The organism is Rhizobium sp. WSM4643, from assembly GCF_025152745.1.
In the GTDB taxonomy this organism is placed as follows: domain Bacteria; phylum Pseudomonadota; class Alphaproteobacteria; order Rhizobiales; family Rhizobiaceae; genus Rhizobium; species Rhizobium leguminosarum_I.
Map to the genome: position 1 here is coordinate 3,154,698 of NZ_CP104040.1, position 16,276 is coordinate 3,170,973.

Sequence of the window (16,276 nt, forward strand, 5' to 3'; positions counted from 1 at the left end):
CGGTCCTGCGGTCCCGCCTTCAATATCCCATCTCCGGCGCGTAGAAACAGCGCGGCGTATCCTCGTTCGGGAACAGACAGAGATGATAGTCGTTGTCACCGGATTGCATCGCCTTCGTCATCGGCAGCAGGAAGACATGAGCATGCGTGACCATCCGGTGGTCGCCCGGCAGCAGCGTCACACGATATCCGCCTGGCGTCACTGCCACGCTTTTCGATGGGATCATCTGGCAATCGCCATTATGACTGTCGCCGTTACAACAATAGGGGTCGTAACTCCACCCCGAGGGTGCGTCGTGAGCCGTCGCCAACGACGCATAGGCAATCATCACACACGTCAGAATACTGCGCATCGGCATCTTCTCCGTCGATGAATGCGCCGCCGATGATCTAACAGTTCTTATTTTATTCCGGCGGCCTGCAAAAATAACTGTAATCGAGTCGTCGCAGTTCAAGATCTGCTGAATTAGCAGATTCAGTATAAGTCAGAGATAATGCACAGCCTTCTCGGCAGCTTTTAGGCACGCGACAGAAGATCGGTGATCCGACCGCGATCGGTAACTTCGGCAAAACGGCCGAAGATCTCGACGGGCGCGGCGATTCTGCCATTGCTCCTTGGCCGCGCCGGTCGTTGCGCGTGTGCAGTTCTTCAATCTCCTCTTCCCTCCCCGCCAAAATTTCCGCAATGTCGCGAGTCGGAGGAAGATAGGGGAACTCGATGTATGAATATGCCATAGCATGGGAATGGCTCGCCTTCGCGGCGCGTTGGTTCCATGTCATTACCGCGATCGCCTGGATCGGATCGTCCTTCTATTTCATCGCGCTCGATCTCGGACTGGTGAAGCGCCCACATCTGCCAGCCGGCGCCTATGGCGAGGAATGGCAGGTCCATGGCGGCGGCTTCTATCATATCCAGAAATATCTGGTGGCGCCCGCCCAGATGCCGGAGCACCTGACCTGGTTTAAATACGAGAGCTATTTCACCTGGATTTCCGGTTTTTTGATGCTGTGTATCGTTTATTACGGAGGCGCCGACCTCTTCCTGATCGACCGGCACGTGCTCGATATCAGCCCGCCCGTCGCGATCCTGATCTCACTGGCATCGCTTGCCCTCGGCTGGGTCGCCTACGATCTGCTCTGCAAGTCGCCGCTTGGGCGGAACACCTGGGGACTGATGGCGGTGCTCTACGTCGTGCTCGTCTTCATGGCCTGGGGCTATACGCAGCTTTTCACCGGCCGTGCCGCCTTCCTGCATCTCGGCGCCTTCACCGCGACGATCATGTCGGCCAACGTCTTCATGATCATTATTCCGAACCAGAAGATCGTCGTCGCCGACCTCATCGCCGGACGGGTTCCCGATCCCAAATACGGACAGGTCGCCAAGCAGCGTTCGCTGCACAACAACTACCTGACGCTGCCCGTCATCTTCTTCATGCTGTCGAACCATTATCCGCTCTCCTTCGGCACGCAGTTCAACTGGGTGATCGCCGCTTTGGTCTTCCTGATGGGCGTCACCATCCGCCACTGGTTCAACACGACGCATGCGAGGAAAGGCCGGCCGACCTGGACCTGGATCGTCACCGTCATCCTCTTTATCCTGATCATGTGGCTTTCGACCGTGCCGAAGCTGCTGACCGGCGAAACGGATGCGGCAGCCGTTGCACCCGCCTTCCAGCAATTTGCCGGCGATCCGCATTTCCCCGCCGTCAAGCAGCTGGTCTCGACGCGCTGTTCCATGTGCCACGCGGCCGAGCCGGTTTATGAGGGTATCGTGCGGCCGCCGAAGGGCGTGATGCTCGAAAACGACGCTGGTATCGCCGCCCATGCCCGCGAGATCTATATACAGGCGGGCCGCAGCCATGCCATGCCACCCGGCAACATCACCGATATTACGCCGGACGAGCGCAAGCTGCTCGTCGCATGGTTCGAGAGCGCAGTCGAAGGCAAGAAACAATGACGACGACACTCCTGCGCGGCCGCCTGCTTTCCTTCCGGCGCGCGCCGCTAAGCCTCGCCGACAGCCAAAGCTATCTTTACGAAGAGGATGGTGGCCTGCTGATCGAAGACGGATTGATCGCGGCGGTGGCCCCCTATGCCGAGATCAAGGCAAAGGCAGCCGCGGACACGGCCGAGATCGACCACCGCCCGCATCTGATCATGCCGGGCTTCATCGACATGCACCTGCATTTTCCGCAGATGCAGGTGATCGCCTCCTACGCTGCCAACCTGCTCGAATGGCTGAACACCTACACCTTTCCAGAGGAATGCCGTTTCGTCGAAAGTACCCATGCTGAAAGGATCGCCACGCATTTCTACGACGAACTGATCCGCCACGGGACGACCACGGCGGTCGCCTATTGCTCCGTGCACAAGACCTCGGCCGACGCCTTCTTCGCCGAGGCGATGAGGCGCAACATGCGCATGGTCGGCGGCAAGGTGATGATGGACCGCAACGCCCCGCAGGGCCTGCTCGACACGCCCGAGATGGGCTATGACGAGACCCGACAGGTGATATCGGACTGGCACGGCAAGGGCCGCAACCACGTCGCCATCACCCCGCGCTTCGCCATCACCTCGACACCGGCGCAGATGGAAGCGACGTCAGCCCTTGCCCGCGAATTTCCCGACCTGTACATCCAGACGCATCTTTCGGAAAATCACGCCGAGATCAAATTCACCTGCGAGCTCTATCCCGACGCGATCGACTATACCGACATCTACGCCCGCTATGGCCTGCTCGGGCCGAAAAGCCTCTTCGGCCACGCCATCCACCTGTCCGAGCGTGAGGCCGATGTCATGAGCGAGGCAGGCGCCGTCGCCGTGCACTGCCCGACCTCGAACCTCTTCCTCGGCTCAGGCCTGTTTCCGCTGAAGGCGCTGGCGCGGCGGGAAAAGCCGGTTCGCATCGGCATGGCGACCGACATCGGCGGCGGTTCCAGCTATTCGATGCTGCGGACGATGGATGAGGCCTACAAGATCCAGCAGTTGCTCGGCGAACGGCTGAACCCGCTGGAAAGCTTCTATCTGATGACCCGCGGCAATGCCGAGGCGCTGTCGCTGGCGGACCGGATCGGTACGCTGGAACCCGGCACAGAGGCCGATCTCGTCGTTCTCGATGCAGCGGCGACACCCGCCATGGCGCTGAAGATGGAAGTGGTGAAGACGCTGCCCGAGGAACTCTTCCTGCTGCAGACGATGGGCGACGATCGGGCGATCGCCGAGACCTATGTGGCCGGTGTTGCGTTAAAGGCGCAGCTTTGCTGACACGCCTGTTACTCTCGGATTCGAACCGCGAAATGCAGCCGGCGCGGCCCCAATTTCCCGTAACGCTCCGGCGAAATTCATGTTATGGCCCATGGCTGCATTCAAATGTGAAGGTTCAATTCATGGCCACGCCGCTCACCATCGCCGACCTGAAAAAGCTCGCACAGCGCCGTGTGCCGAAGATGTTTTTCGACTATGCGGATTCGGGCGCCTGGACGGAATCGACCTATGCAGCCAACGAGAGCGATTTCAGCCACATCAAGCTGCGCCAGCGGGTGATGGTCGACATGACCGACCGCACGCTGGCAACGACGATGATCGGCCAGAAAGTGTCGATGCCGGTGGCCCTGGCGCCAACCGGCCTGACCGGCATGCAGCATGCCGACGGCGAGATGCTGGCGGCACGTGCCGCCGAGGAGTTTGGCGTTCCCTTCACGCTTTCGACGATGAGCATCTGCTCGATCGAGGACGTGGCGTCAGCGACGGCGCGCCCTTTCTGGTTCCAGCTCTATGTGATGAGGGACAAGGATTTCGTCCTCAACCTCATCAATCGCGCTAAGGCGGCCGGATGCTCGGCGCTGGTGCTGACCGCCGATCTGCAGATCCTCGGCCAGCGGCATAAGGACCTGCGCAACGGCCTGTCGGCACCGCCGAAATTCACGGCGAAACATGTCTGGCAGATGGCGACCCGGCCTTTCTGGTGCCTGGATATGCTGCAGACCAAGCGCCGCAGCTTCGGCAATATCGTCGGCCATGCGAAGAATGTCTCCAATATTGCCTCGCTCGCCGCATGGACGCACGAGCAGTTCGACCCGCGGCTGTCCTGGGCCGATGTCGCCTGGATCAAGGAACAATGGGGCGGCCCGCTGATCATCAAGGGCATACTCGATCCGGAGGATGCGAAGGCGGCCGCCGACACCGGCGCCGATGCGATCGTCGTCTCCAATCATGGCGGCCGTCAGCTTGACGGCGCCCCCTCATCGATCAGCATGCTGCCGAAGATCGTCGATGCCGTCGGCGACGGTATCGAGGTCCATCTCGACGGCGGCATCCGCTCCGGCCAGGACGTGCTGAAGGCCGTGGCGCTCGGCGCCAAGGGCACCTACATTGGCCGCCCCTTCCTTTATGGTCTCGGCGCCATGGGCAAGGAAGGCGTATCGCTGGCGCTCGGCATTATCCGCAAGGAGATGGACATCACCATGGCACTCTGCGGCAAGCGCGACATCAATGACGTGAATTCGTCGATCATCGACGGGCGGCAGTGACCTGCTTGAGAAGCCAGCCTAGAAGAGTAACGATCCAGCCATCAAACAATCGACCGCATGCGATTCAGCATAGCGGCAGGCTGTCGCTTGCATCGAGCAGAAGGATCGCGAAAATCACGAGACAGGCGGCGAGTGCAAAACGCTGCCGCCAGACGATGCGGCGCGATCCGGCAATCCGCTTCTCCAGGCCAATCGGCGTCTTTTCAGGCTTGCGAAGCTGCATCCTGGACAGCAGGTCGTCGACGGCGGCAAGACCGGCGGCCTCGGTCTCGTGGCTCGACGCGAGACGAAACAGCAGCGCATCGAAGAGAAGATGGACCGCCAGCGCAAGGACAATCACGCAGCAAACGAGCATCGAAAGCCAGCCGAGCGATGGAGCGAAGCCTCGATATCCCGCGATAATTGGGCCGACAATCAGTGGCAGCAGCGCTATCAGCCCGCAGACGATCGAATTGCGGCCGAGATTTCGCGCTGCCGCCAAGGCCGCGGCATTCCACTGCGTCATTGCAAGCCCTCCGTCACGGCGTGGATACTTTCTGCGGGCAGATGAATACGCCGCCCCGCCCGTTCGATCAGCCGCACTGCTTCGGCTGGATCTTCGCAACGTCGGCTGATGAGCAGCCAACCCACGATGACGCAGGCGCTCCGCTGGAAGCCCAACGCACAGCAGACGAGAACCGGTCCCTGCTGGCGCGCAATCTCGATGAGGTTTGCCGCGGCGAGCGCCTGGATCTTGTTGATGGCTGTAAGATCAAGGGTCGGAAAGCTGCACCAGCGCGCGAGCGTCCCGCTCGGGCGCTGAAGTTCGCCGGTCATGTCGATCACCGTGGCAAAACGGTTGGCCTCGTGGCGACGCGGAAAACGACCGAGATGGACGCCGTCGGCGATCGCCACAGAAGCCGGCATTCTCCGGGTCCAGAGCCGAATATTGATGAGAGCGCCGAGCCGGTAAGGTGCCAGCAGCCAGCGGCCGGCAAGCGTTGCCCGGCCATCGACGCGTTTCTGGAATATCTGCGGGCCGGCGCCGAAATATCCGAGTGCGACGATCGCCAGCGCAACAGCCGGCCAGAGCAACAACAGGGCTGCCGCCGATAGAGGAGTGAAGAGCGCCGCAAGGCCGAGAAATGCGACGGCACCACATAGATAATAGATGCCGAGACGGCGCGACTTTGGATCGCCGCTCATCGCAAAATTCGCAAGAGGCGAACCGGCATCGCGCGGAAAAAGCCAGGCGGCAAAAAAGCCGAGCAGCATGCCGGTCGGTATGTCGATGACGTGATGCTGCCACGTGGTCAGCACGGAGGCACCGATCAGGAAGCACCAGAGGTGCCAGAGGAAGCGTGCCTTGTGCGGCAACCGGCCGCGCAGATGGTCCCAGATCACCACCAGGAGCGCGATATGCAGCGACGGCGCCTGGTTGAACGGCTTATCGAAGCCGCCGAGCACGGCAAACATGAAACCAGGCAGGCCGCTCGTTGCCGGCCGCACGAAGGTCGCTTCGAGCGGAAACGCGACAAAGCAGGCGACGGCTATTATCTGGATCGTTAGATAACGCCTCGCCAGCCTATCCGCATCGCGCGGCGTCGTGTTGATGAACAGGCAGAGTGCATAGAATAGATTGATCGACCAATAGGGAATGATCGTCCACCCGAGGAAAGGAATGGCGCTTTCCCATGCGAAGGCGACGTTCGGCACGTCAGCGCGCTGCGAAGCCAGCCAATTGGCGCCGCCATAGCTGAGATAGAAGAACGGCGCAAGGAAGGCGAGCCAGAGCGCCGCCCGCTTCGGGACCGGTGTTCCCTGGGAAAAAGTAGAACGTGCCTTCTCCACCCTTTGCCCTCAAACTCTCTCGGCCAGCGAGACCGTGAAAATGCCCCACTGGTCGATGCGCTGTTCGATCTTGCGGAAACCGGCTGTCGCGACCAACTGGTCCATTTCCTCTTGCGTCCGCCGCCGCATCACCCATGCCTCGCCGCCGCGATGAGAGGTCAGGGCGCGGGCGATCATCTCCAGTTGCGGATGCCATGGCTGGTTGGTGTAGACCAGCAGGCCACCGGGCCGCATCGCGCGGGCGATCCCGCCGAGCGAAGCGGCGATCATCGCATTGTCGGAAAACAGCTCGTAAAGGCCGGAGACAATCGCGAGATCCGGCGCCGGTGTGATTGCAGCCAGCCCTTCGCCGTCAAAGGCATCCTGCTGACGGAAACTGACGAAATCGCCCAGTCCCCGCGCGGCGATGCTGTTGCGGCCGGCATCGACGTTGACCGGGGAATAGTCCTGCAACCGCGCACTATCGGGACGCGCGGCAGCGGTCTCGATTGCATCAAGGACATAGCGGCCGTGCCCGGCCGCTATGTCGAGTATATGAGTACTGCGGCCGGCTGCTTTCAGGTGCAGCAGCCCGCGGTCGATTAGTTCCTGCAAATGCAGCTTGCGCTGCCTGATGCCGCGCCAGCCGATCGCCTCGAGGAACACCTTGTCGATCAACCGCCCGCCGGGACCGAGCCCGCGCGGCCTGTTCTCGTAGACGTAATCGAGCGTCGAGCCGGAATCAAAACCGGTCTTGACCCCGGTCTTTATGCCTTCGGACACCAGCGCGCCGAGCCTGATGTTGAGACGGCTGAGCGCCCAGTAGATGCCGCGTGGAGATGTGGCATCCAGAGGGCTCGCAAGCCGGTCGGCCTCATCCTTGGTATAGCCCTGGATATGGGCGGTGCGAAGGTCGACAGGCGCCCGAGGCTCGGCGAAACGTGCATCGATAAAACGGCGGATCTCGGCGAGCGCAATTGCGCGGTCCTTTTCGCCAAGCGTGTCATGGTAGAAGCCGGCAAGCACATGCCGTTCCTTGATTCGGCTGCCGAGGTTTTCGTAGAACCGGTGCTGCGGTGCCTGTCGCACCACCCAGTCGCTCCCCGAGATCAGCATTTGGGTTGGAACCGTAATGGCGCGGGCGTCGCCGACGACGCGGGCCGCCGCCTCATAGAGCTGCAACAGGATGTTGGAGGCAATCGGCCGGGAGATCAATGGGTCGGATTCATACGAGGCGATCCGCTCGGGATCATGCGTCAGAAACCTCGCCTTGACATAGGAGTTAACGAAGAATGTCCCCTTGAGCTTTTCCCAGAGCGCAACGCCTTCCTTGGCAAAAGGCACGTAGAGTTTGACGCTGAAGGCTGGGGAGGCCAGCACGAGCGCACGGATTGGCGGCGCATAGTCGTGCACCCAGGTGGTGGCCAGAACCGCGCCGACGCTCTGTGCAATGACGGCGATGTCTTCGACTGAAACACCGCTTGTCTCGCTGACATGGCGAACGAAGCAATCAAGATCATGCGCCGAGGCCGCAAAGGATGGCGAATAGCCGCGCTCTCCCGGTGAACGCCCTTGGCCGCGTGCATCCCAGGCGTAGAAGGAAAAATCATCGAGGCCGAGCTCGGTGGCGAGATGGGCGACGCGGCCGCCATGCTCGTGGCCGCGATGGAGAAGAATGACTGCGCCCTTCGGGGAAGCCCCGGTCGCGGGCCACATCCGGTAAAACAGTCGAGTACCGTCATGCGAAGCGAATTCGGATTCACGCATTGGTCTGGCCGTCGAGGACGGTTGCTCGCTATCGGCAGTTTGCAGCACGGTCTTCTCCAATTCTGATAGGTGGATAGATTTCATCCATTGGCGAGCACAGTGATTTGCTTTCATTGCAAAAGTCTAGTTGCAAATGTAAGTCCTATGCGTGAACCGATATAAAGTGCGGGCTTCCTCACAGCTACGACGATCTTCACTGCCCGAGCCGAGATAGACTGATCAAACGCCACGATATTCCACTGAGGTCGCATGTCTGTTTATCAATTGAAGTCCCGGTTTCAGAATATTCTTCGCCCTCTCGTGCGCTCCCTCGCGGCGCGAGGCGTCACCGCCAATCAGGTGACTTCAGTTGCCGCCGCCGTCTCGGTTGCATTGGGCCTTTTTCTGAGCGTCGCCCGGCTTCCGCATTGGTTCCTGCTGGTGCCTATATGGTTTCTCCTGCGCATGGGCCTCAACGCCATTGACGGCATGCTTGCGCGCGAACATGGGCAGAAGAGCATTTTAGGCGCGTATCTGAACGAGATCGGTGATGTCGTGTCGGATGTCGCCCTGTATTTGCCGTTCGCGCTCATCGATCCGAACGGCTTGATGCCGGCGATATCAGTCATATTCCTCTCGGCGCTGACGGAATTTACCGGCGTTCTGGGTCAAACGGTCGGCGCAAGCCGCCGTTACGACGGGCCGCTGGGCAAAAGCGACCGTGCGGTGCTTTTCGGCGCGCTCGGCACCTTTGTCGCGGTCGGTGGGACGTTTGCAGCATGGACATCGTGGCTTTGGGCGGTGGTGGCTCTACTTCTCATATGGACGATCATCAACCGCATCAGCGCCGGTATTCGCGAGGCCCACACAGCCACCCGGTAGCGAGCGGAGCCGATCTGCCGCCGCTTCACTGCCGCCAGCCGGAGCTCATGAAATGTCTCGATTGATCGACCCTGCCTTCCTCCTTCAACTGCATGTTAAACATAGGTTGCATTTTTAGCGCTGCACCTTGAAAGCACCAAAGCGGTGCTTTATGTTTTATTTCATGGCGAACACAGGCAAGACACCCCACCCATCGCTACTGCGCTACACGCTGGCGCCTGATGATTCTGCCCGGCAGGCGCTGGACGATACTGTTGCCGCCTATCGGAGGATGATCGACATCCTCAGTGAACTCATCCACGACAGGGCGGGCGCCAATCTCGTCGTCCTGCATGAGCTTGCCTATGAAACAGTCCGCGAGCAGACAAGCTTGCCAGCACGGCTGGTGACACTCGGCCTCCGCGATTTCGCCGCCAATCGCGGCGTGAGCGCCGATCCGCCATATCTGCCGCTCGATGACAAGCTCTTCGCCATCAAAGGGCCCTCGGACCTGACGATCGCCACAGTGCACGGACGCGTTGCCGTGCCCTACGATGTCGCGGGTTATTCACGGGGATGGGAGAGTATTTTTCCGGCCTACCTCGTTGCGGGCCGGGATCGCTACGAGATTCACATCGGCGTCACGCCGAATTCCGCTCCGATGGAGGAAAACATGACGAACGAAGGCATTCTCTCACGCATGGGTCGCCTGATCGCGGGTATCGCGAATGCGGCGATCGACAAGGCGGAAGGCGTAAACAAGATCGCCGTCATCGAACAGGCGATCCGCGAGATCGATGCGGCAGCGGAAGACGCCCGCACCGATCTCGGCAAGGCTCGCGCGGAGGAATACCGCATCCAGAGCCGCCGGGACGAAATCGTCGAAGACATGAACGCGCTCGACTCCAAGATCCGCCTCGCCGTCTCGTCTCAGCGGGATGACCTGGCAAAGGCCGGCGTTGCCCGCCAGATCGATCTCGAATCCCAAATCGCAGCGCTCGACAAGGCGCTGGCCGATGCCAGGGAACAGGTGGACGAAGGCCAGAAAGCCCTGCAGGCCGTGCTCGCCACGCGCCGCGAGGCGGATGCTCGCCTTGCCGATTTCAAGCGCAGCATCGCAAGGCATCCCGAGCACGCTACCGGCCAAAGCCAGCCGGCACCGGGTCCGGACGCCGCCCGCGCTGCCGCAGCGGTCTCGCGGCTGACCGGGGTTCCCGCTGGCGAGCATGCCCATAGTTCCGAACTGGACGAACTCGACCGGTTGCACCGCGAACAGGCAATCGAAGCCCGCCTCGCCCGCTTCAAAGCGGATAACCGGTAGCGCCGATGGAGCTCCTTTTCTCACCGGAATGTGCGCCCTTCGCCATCGCCGCAACTATCCTTGTCGGCCTGACCGCGATCGAGATGCTCGCGATGGTCATGGGCTTTTCGATGACGGAATTTCTGGGAAAGCCGGAGGTTCATGGCCATGACGGCATCCTGGCTTACCTTTCCTGGCTCAATCTCGGCGGTGTTCCCCTGCTGATTCTCATGATGCTGACGCTCGGCTTGTTCGCGATGACGGGCTTTGCGTTGCAGGCCGTCGCCAACGCCTTCTGGGCGCCACTGCCAAGCTTGATAGCCGTCATACCTGCCGCGCTGGCAACCATCCCCATGGTCAGGGCATCGAGCAGAACCGTGGCGCGTATCGTACCGCACGACGAGACCTATGCGGTCGATCTCGACGCCCTGCTCGGCCGGACCGCCGAGGTTTCGATCGGCCCGCTCGATCAGGGGCTGCCAGGCCGCGTCCGCGTCAAGGATCAGCATGGAAACTGGCATGTGCTTCGAGCCCGAGCCGCCAAGGGCGAAGGTCCCCTCGCGATCGGCGCTTCGATACTTCTCGTCGATCACAAGGCAAATGTGTTTATCGCCATTCCCGCGCCGGTTGACCCCGCCGATGCGGACAATCACTCTTTGAGGGAGCAGCAATGATGTACGACGTTATTCTACCAGCCGGCATTGGGATTGTTCTGATCTTCGGCATCGGTTTTGTCCTCGCCTCGCTTTACACGCGCTCCAGCCGCGACGAGGCCTATGTGCGCACCGGTCTCGGCGGCCAGAAGGTCGTGCTCGACGGCGGTTCGGTCGTCCTGCCGATCTTCCACTCGACCGCTCGGGTCAATCTGAAGACACTGCGGCTCGAGGTTCGCCGCGGCGAAGGCGATGCATTGATCACCAAGGACCGCATGCGCGTCGATATCGGCGCCGAGTTCTATGTACGCGTGAAACCCGATGCCTCCTCAATTGCGCTTGCAGCTCAGACACTCGGCAACCGCACCAACGACGCCGAGGCTCTGCGCATCCTGATCGAGGCGAAATTCGTCGACGGCCTTCGCTCGGTGGCCGCGACGATGAATCTCGACGCGCTGCAGGAACAGCGCATGGATTTCGTCAAGGCCGTGCAAGAAGCTGTCGGCGCCGATCTTCAGTCGAACGGCCTCGAACTCGAATCCGTGTCGCTGACACGCCTCGACCAGACCGACATCAAGCATTTCAACGCCAACAACTTCTTCGACGCGCAGGGCCTCGCGGCATTGACCCGCATCACCGAGGGACGCAAGAAGGAGCGAAACGAGATCGTTCGCGACACCGAAGTCGCCATCGCCCAGAAGGATCTCGAGGCCCGTCAGCAATCGCTGACCATCGAGCGGACCAAGCGGGAAGCCGAACTCAGCCAGGAACGGGACATCGCCAACAAATCCGCGGCGACACGCGCCGAAACCGCGCAGCAGGAGCAGGCCGCAAAACGCGCCGAGGAGGAAGCCCGAATCGCTTCCGAACAGGCGATCGCCGAACGCGAGGCATCTGCCAAACAGGCTCGCGAAAGCGCCAACATCGACGCCGCCCGTGCCGTCCAGCAACGCGAAACCGAAGCCAAGCGTGACCTCCAGATCGTGGCACAGGAGAGCGCGATCGCCGTTGCCAACAAGAGCCGTGAAGAATCCGAGGCGAAGGCGGCGGCTGAAACGGCCCGCGCGCTGGCGATAGCAGCAGAAGAAAAGGTCGGCACCGCCAAGGCGATCGAGATTGCCGAACGCGAAAAGCAGATTGCCGTGATCGATGCGCGCAAGAAAGCCGAGACGGAAGCGACTGCCGTCACCGTCGGCGCCGAGGCCGAAAAACAGGCGGCAAGCGACCAGGCCGAAGCCATCAAGACGCTCGCAACCGCCGAGGCGGATGCGGCGATCATCAAGGCCAAGGGCATTCTCGAAACCGGCAAGGCCGCGGCCGAGAGCGAGGCATTGCTCAACGACGCGCGCAACAAGCTGAGCTCTGCTATCATCGAGTTCGAGATCACCCGCGAACGGATCCGCATCATTCCGCAGGCGCTCGCCGAAGCGGTCAAGCCGATCGAGAAAATCTCCGATATCAGGATATTCGACACCGGCGGCATGCTCGGTCGCGGAAATGGAGCGACCGGCGGAAACGGTATCGGGCTTGGCGAAGGACTGGCCGGCCAGCTCCTCTCCTACCAGGCGAACAAACCGATTCTCGACAAATTGATGAAGGAAGCCGGCTTCGAGGGCGACGATGCCATCTCATCCCTTCTGGGAAATCTCGATGGAGCAAAACCGGCAAGACCGGCAACGCCCGCCCCGGCAAAGCCGGCAATACCGGCCGCAGCCCCGACACAAACGATCATCCCTCCGGCGCCGAAGCCGGCACCAAAGAAGGACTGATCGCCGCGCAAGCGGGTCTGGACTAGAACAGGATGATTTTAGGCCGGTTCGGCCTAAAATCTGAATTCTGTTCTAAATTAAATAGTTAGAGCATGATGTCGCCTGAAAACTGCTCACAATTTTCGGCATCATGCTCTATCTCACCCAACCCATTGCCAGCGCGCTCGCCCAGTCGGCACGGCCCCTTTCGGCGGCCAGTGCCGACATCGCCATATGGTCGTAGACGACGGTTCGGAACTGCCACGTCCATCCGCCCGCCGTCTTTTCCAGAATGGCGTAGCTCGGCAGCGGATGGCCAGCCTCCACCTTGTGGTAATAGGGCAGTTCGTCGTCATAGGCCGGGCATCCGACGCTGCCGGGATTGACGATGAGGCGGCCATCGGAAAGCCGCACGGCGCGGGGAATGTGGCTATGGCCGCAGAGGATCAGCGGCAGGTCGATGCCTTCGGCCAGCGCCTCGATCGCTTCGATCGGCTTCAGGAAGACGAAGCCCTCCGGCGAAACCGATTCCATCCAGTAGACATTGTCGTCCTTCGGCGTCGCGTGGCAGAGATAGACCTCGCCGCGATAGACGATATCGAATGGCAGGCCGCGCAGCCAGTCGAGATGAGGTGGCGTCAATTGCCGATGGGCGGCGGCATCCGAAGCATGCATAGCCGCCGGATCCTGTTCGATCAGGTAGCGGTCGTGATTGCCGCGGACCGACGTCAGGCCGAGCGGCATCAGCAAGTCTGCCGTCCTGCCGGCCTCGAGCGGGCCGCTGAAGAAATCGCCGAGATTGACGATCTCCTCGACGCCTTGCGCGCGAATATCAGCAAGCACTGCCTCGAGCGCCAGATGATTTCCGTGGATATCGGCAATTGCTGCAAACCGCATTTTCTAGCTCCCTCGGTAAGTAGAATAACCATAGGGCGATATCAGCAACGGCACATGATAGTGCGCCGTGACGTCGGCAATGCCGAAGCGGATCGGCACGAGATCGAGGAAGGCGGGATGTGGCAGCGGCGTGCCGCTGGCCCTCAGATAATCGCCGGCATGGAAGACCAGTTCGTAGGTACCGGCTCGAAAATTTTCACCAATAAGGATAGGGCCGCCATCAACCCGGCCGTCGGCATTGGTCTCCACCGTCTTCAGATGCCTGCGAATCTCGCCGTCGAGCTGGAAAAGATCGATCCTCAAGCCTTCGGCCGGCTTGCCGAGAGCGGTGTCGAGAACATGCGTGGTCAGTCCGGTCATGGGGCTGGCTCTTCGATGATATAGGGGGTTTCGAAAAAGAATTCTTCCAGATTGTTGCCCGGTCCGTCGCGGTCGACGACCAGGAAATCTGAGGCTTGGCCAAGCGCCATCAGCGGATGATGCCAGACGTTGCGGCGATAGTTCACCCCCTGGTCGCCGCGCGCAAGAAACACCTGCGGCCTGCCCGGGCGGCCGTTCTCATCCTCGGAGACGACGACGAGAAAAGGACGGCCCGAGACCGGCGAGAAACTCTGGCTGCCGAAAGGATGGCGCTCCATCATGGTGACTTCATAGGGGAAGCTACGCGGCTGGCCGCGAAAGAGGTTGATGACGACGCGCGCATCCTCGCCCGTCGCCTCAGTGGCGGCGAGCGCATGGAAACGCTCCGTTGTGCCGCCATTGATGAGCCGCATTGCGGCCGGATCGGCCTCGATCACCTCGCCGAAGGGAGCAAAGGTGGATCGGGTGAGCGGGCGGATGTCGAGAAAATCGGGCATGACTTCACTCGCCTTGCGCATGCCAGTGACGGATGGCATCGATCGCGGAGAGAAGCTCCGGCAGTGTGCGATACGTCGCCTCCCAGATCTCGGAGGGATCGAGATCGAAGAGATCGTCGAGGATACGGTTGCCCGTGCCGCAGATTTTCGTCCACCGCAAGTCGGGATGCTCGGTCGCAAATTCCGGATGTGTCACCAGCAGGCGGGACGCCGCCGCACCGATGGTGAAGTGGCAGAAGACAACCGCCTTGAAGGTGAGCTTGTCCCCGGTAAACGCAGCCTCATCCATTCCGCCGACGAAGGTCAGCGCTTCGGATGCCGCCTCATACATCTCATTGAGATAGTCGATCGCTCGCCGCTCTTTCATTCAGCCTCCGGCAGCATCGATGTCAGGCGCAGCAGCGCGATCCGCTCGACTTGCGCGGCCGCGGTCGCCAATTCTTCGTCTCGGCCATTGCCGATCCGCGCTTCGAACGCCGACAGGATGTCGTCCTTTGTAAGCCCCTTGACGGCGATGATGAAGGGAAAGCCGAATTTTTCGACATAGGCCGAATTGAGTTCGGTGAAGCGGGCATGTTCGGCCGGGTTCAGGCGGTCGAGACCGGCGCCGGACTGCTCCTTCCGGCTGTCTTCCGTGAGATCGCCAGAGATGGCAAGGCGCCCGGCAAGATCGGGATGGGCGCAGAGCACCCCGAGACGCTCCTGCGGGCTTGCCGCCCGGAAGATGGCGGCAAGGGCCGCATGCACACCGGCTGCCGCCAGTGGCTCCGTCACGTGGCCGGCGTCATAGGCGCGCTCGGCGATGAAAGGGGAATGTTCAAAGACGCCGCCGAAGCGGGAGACGAAATCCTCGCGCGACATCATCACAGCGCTTCCGGCTGATGGTGCTTGTGCCAGTGCTCGGCGATCTCGATGCGGCGCGGAATCCAGACTTTGTCGTGCTTCAGTACATATTCGATGAAGCGCTTCAACGCCGCCGCCCGGCCCGGGCGCCCGACGAGGCGGCAATGCAGGCCGACCGACATCATCCTCGGGCTGCCCGCCTTGCCTTCCTCGTAAAGCGTGTCGAAGGCGTCCTTTAGATAGGTGAAGAACTGATCGCCGGCATTGAAGCCCTGCGGCGTGGCAAAACGCATGTCGTTGGTTTCGAGCGTATAGGGGATGATCAGGAAGGGTTTCCCGTCGACGCCCTTCACCCAGTAAGGCAGGTCGTCGGCATAGGAATCGGAGGAATAGAGGAAACCGCCCTCCTCCTGCACCAGCCGAAGCGTATTGTCGGAAGGCTTGCCCTGATACATGCCATAGGGCCGCTCACCGGTAAGTTCGGTATGCAGGCGCACCGCTTCGAGGATATGCTTGCGCTCCAGATCCTCGGGAAAATCCTTGTATTCCAGCCAACGGTAGCCGTGGCTGGCGATCTCCCAACCGGCCTCCTTCATCGCGGCGACGGCCTCGGGGTTGCGGGCCATCGCCAGCGTCACGCCGTAGACGGTCGCTTGCACGTTGAGATCGGTGAACATCCGCCAAAGCCGCCAGAAGCCAGCACGCGAACCATATTCGTAGATCGATTCCATGTTGAGGTTGCGCTGTCCCGGCCAGGCAGCCGCGCCGACGATCTCCGACAGCAGGTTTTCGGAGGCCGCATCGCCGTCGAGGATCGAGCTTTCGCCGCCTTCCTCGTAGTTGATGACGAACTGCACGGCGACACGCGCCTCGTCCGGCCATTTCGGATCGGGCGTCAGGCGCCCATAGCCGACAAGATTGCGCGGATAAGTCTCGGATACCATTAAATCACCCTCTGAAAAGACAGAGGAAACGGTAGCATCCGTAGCAGGAATGTCGAGCCGGAAACTGCGCAACGGAGTTCTGTCCGAACG

Annotated in this window: 17 protein-coding genes; 7 read left to right on the forward strand and 10 right to left on the reverse strand. The window is 61.2% G+C overall.

The window, feature by feature from the left end:
- Positions 1 to 19: 19 nt before the first annotated feature.
- Positions 20 to 352, reverse strand: a complete 333-nt coding sequence (locus tag N1937_RS15855; RefSeq protein WP_026154268.1) for a hypothetical protein — start codon at positions 350 to 352, stop codon at positions 20 to 22.
- 365 nt (positions 353 to 717) lie between these two features.
- On the opposite strand from N1937_RS15855, the gene puuD reads away from it, so the two are divergent.
- The 3 genes from puuD (at position 718) to N1937_RS15870 (ending at position 4,528) form a co-directional block, all read left to right on the forward strand.
- Positions 718 to 1,956, forward strand: coding sequence for a urate hydroxylase PuuD (gene puuD, locus N1937_RS15860; RefSeq protein WP_260056525.1), 1,239 nt, complete (start codon positions 718 to 720; stop codon positions 1,954 to 1,956).
- Entirely contained in the window at positions 1,953 to 3,263 is a 1,311-nt protein-coding gene (guaD, locus tag N1937_RS15865) for a guanine deaminase (protein WP_260056526.1), read from the forward strand. Before puuD ends, guaD begins: the two co-directional genes overlap by 4 nt.
- A gap of 122 nt (positions 3,264 to 3,385) precedes the next feature.
- Positions 3,386 to 4,528, forward strand: a complete 1,143-nt coding sequence (locus tag N1937_RS15870) for an alpha-hydroxy acid oxidase (RefSeq protein WP_260056527.1) — start codon at positions 3,386 to 3,388, stop codon at positions 4,526 to 4,528.
- Between the two features lie 64 nt (positions 4,529 to 4,592).
- On the opposite strand, the gene N1937_RS15875 is transcribed toward N1937_RS15870, so the two are convergent.
- Genes N1937_RS15875 through N1937_RS15885 form a run of 3 tightly spaced genes read right to left on the reverse strand, consistent with a single transcriptional unit; the run spans position 4,593 to position 8,152 of the window.
- A complete protein-coding gene (locus tag N1937_RS15875) occupies positions 4,593 to 5,033 on the reverse strand; it encodes a hypothetical protein (protein WP_017965435.1) in 441 nt (146 codons plus the stop codon).
- Complete coding sequence (locus tag N1937_RS15880; RefSeq protein WP_260056528.1) at positions 5,030 to 6,358, reverse strand: phosphatase PAP2/dual specificity phosphatase family protein; 1,329 nt, start codon at positions 6,356 to 6,358, stop codon at positions 5,030 to 5,032. The genes N1937_RS15875 and N1937_RS15880 overlap by 4 nt, the downstream gene beginning before the upstream one ends.
- Before the next feature lie 9 nt (positions 6,359 to 6,367).
- Positions 6,368 to 8,152, reverse strand: coding sequence for a bifunctional alpha/beta hydrolase/class I SAM-dependent methyltransferase (locus N1937_RS15885; RefSeq protein WP_260056529.1), 1,785 nt, complete (start codon positions 8,150 to 8,152; stop codon positions 6,368 to 6,370).
- A 201-nt stretch (positions 8,153 to 8,353) separates the two neighbouring features.
- On the opposite strand from N1937_RS15885, the gene N1937_RS15890 reads away from it, so the two are divergent.
- The 4 genes from N1937_RS15890 (at position 8,354) to N1937_RS15905 (ending at position 12,666) form a co-directional block, all read left to right on the forward strand.
- Complete coding sequence (locus N1937_RS15890; RefSeq protein ID WP_017965438.1) at positions 8,354 to 8,965, forward strand: CDP-alcohol phosphatidyltransferase family protein; 612 nt, start codon at positions 8,354 to 8,356, stop codon at positions 8,963 to 8,965.
- 163 nt (positions 8,966 to 9,128) lie between these two features.
- The gene (locus N1937_RS15895) at positions 9,129 to 10,265 is read left to right on the forward strand and encodes a PspA/IM30 family protein (protein ID WP_085991561.1); all 1,137 of its coding nucleotides are present in this window, start codon (positions 9,129 to 9,131) and stop codon (positions 10,263 to 10,265) included.
- A gap of 5 nt (positions 10,266 to 10,270) precedes the next feature.
- Complete coding sequence (locus tag N1937_RS15900; protein WP_260056530.1) at positions 10,271 to 10,918, forward strand: YqiJ family protein; 648 nt, start codon at positions 10,271 to 10,273, stop codon at positions 10,916 to 10,918.
- A complete protein-coding gene (locus N1937_RS15905; protein ID WP_162116451.1) occupies positions 10,915 to 12,666 on the forward strand; it encodes a flotillin family protein in 1,752 nt (583 codons plus the stop codon). Before N1937_RS15900 ends, N1937_RS15905 begins: the two co-directional genes overlap by 4 nt.
- A 135-nt stretch (positions 12,667 to 12,801) precedes the next feature.
- Here N1937_RS15905 and N1937_RS15910 read toward each other — a convergent pair whose 3' ends face one another.
- The 6 genes from N1937_RS15910 to puuE are packed head-to-tail and all read right to left on the reverse strand — an operon-like array spanning position 12,802 to position 16,186.
- Positions 12,802 to 13,542, reverse strand: a complete 741-nt coding sequence (locus tag N1937_RS15910; protein WP_162116450.1) for a metallophosphoesterase family protein — start codon at positions 13,540 to 13,542, stop codon at positions 12,802 to 12,804.
- Between the two features lie 3 nt (positions 13,543 to 13,545).
- Entirely contained in the window at positions 13,546 to 13,902 is a 357-nt protein-coding gene (gene uraH / locus N1937_RS15915; protein WP_003541961.1) for a hydroxyisourate hydrolase, read from the reverse strand.
- Positions 13,899 to 14,399 carry an ureidoglycolate lyase gene (locus N1937_RS15920; protein WP_032985313.1) on the reverse strand — a complete coding sequence of 167 codons (501 nt, stop codon included), beginning with the start codon at positions 14,397 to 14,399 and terminating at the stop codon, positions 13,899 to 13,901. The genes uraH and N1937_RS15920 overlap by 4 nt, the downstream gene beginning before the upstream one ends.
- 4 nt (positions 14,400 to 14,403) lie before the next feature.
- A complete protein-coding gene (locus tag N1937_RS15925) occupies positions 14,404 to 14,766 on the reverse strand; it encodes a HepT-like ribonuclease domain-containing protein (RefSeq protein ID WP_017965444.1) in 363 nt (120 codons plus the stop codon).
- Positions 14,763 to 15,263 carry a 2-oxo-4-hydroxy-4-carboxy-5-ureidoimidazoline decarboxylase gene (gene uraD, locus N1937_RS15930; RefSeq protein WP_017965445.1) on the reverse strand — a complete coding sequence of 167 codons (501 nt, stop codon included), beginning with the start codon at positions 15,261 to 15,263 and terminating at the stop codon, positions 14,763 to 14,765. The genes N1937_RS15925 and uraD overlap by 4 nt, the downstream gene beginning before the upstream one ends.
- Complete coding sequence (puuE, locus tag N1937_RS15935) at positions 15,263 to 16,186, reverse strand: allantoinase PuuE (protein WP_222295090.1); 924 nt, start codon at positions 16,184 to 16,186, stop codon at positions 15,263 to 15,265. The genes uraD and puuE overlap by 1 nt, the downstream gene beginning before the upstream one ends.
- Between the last annotated feature and the right edge of the window lie 90 nt (positions 16,187 to 16,276).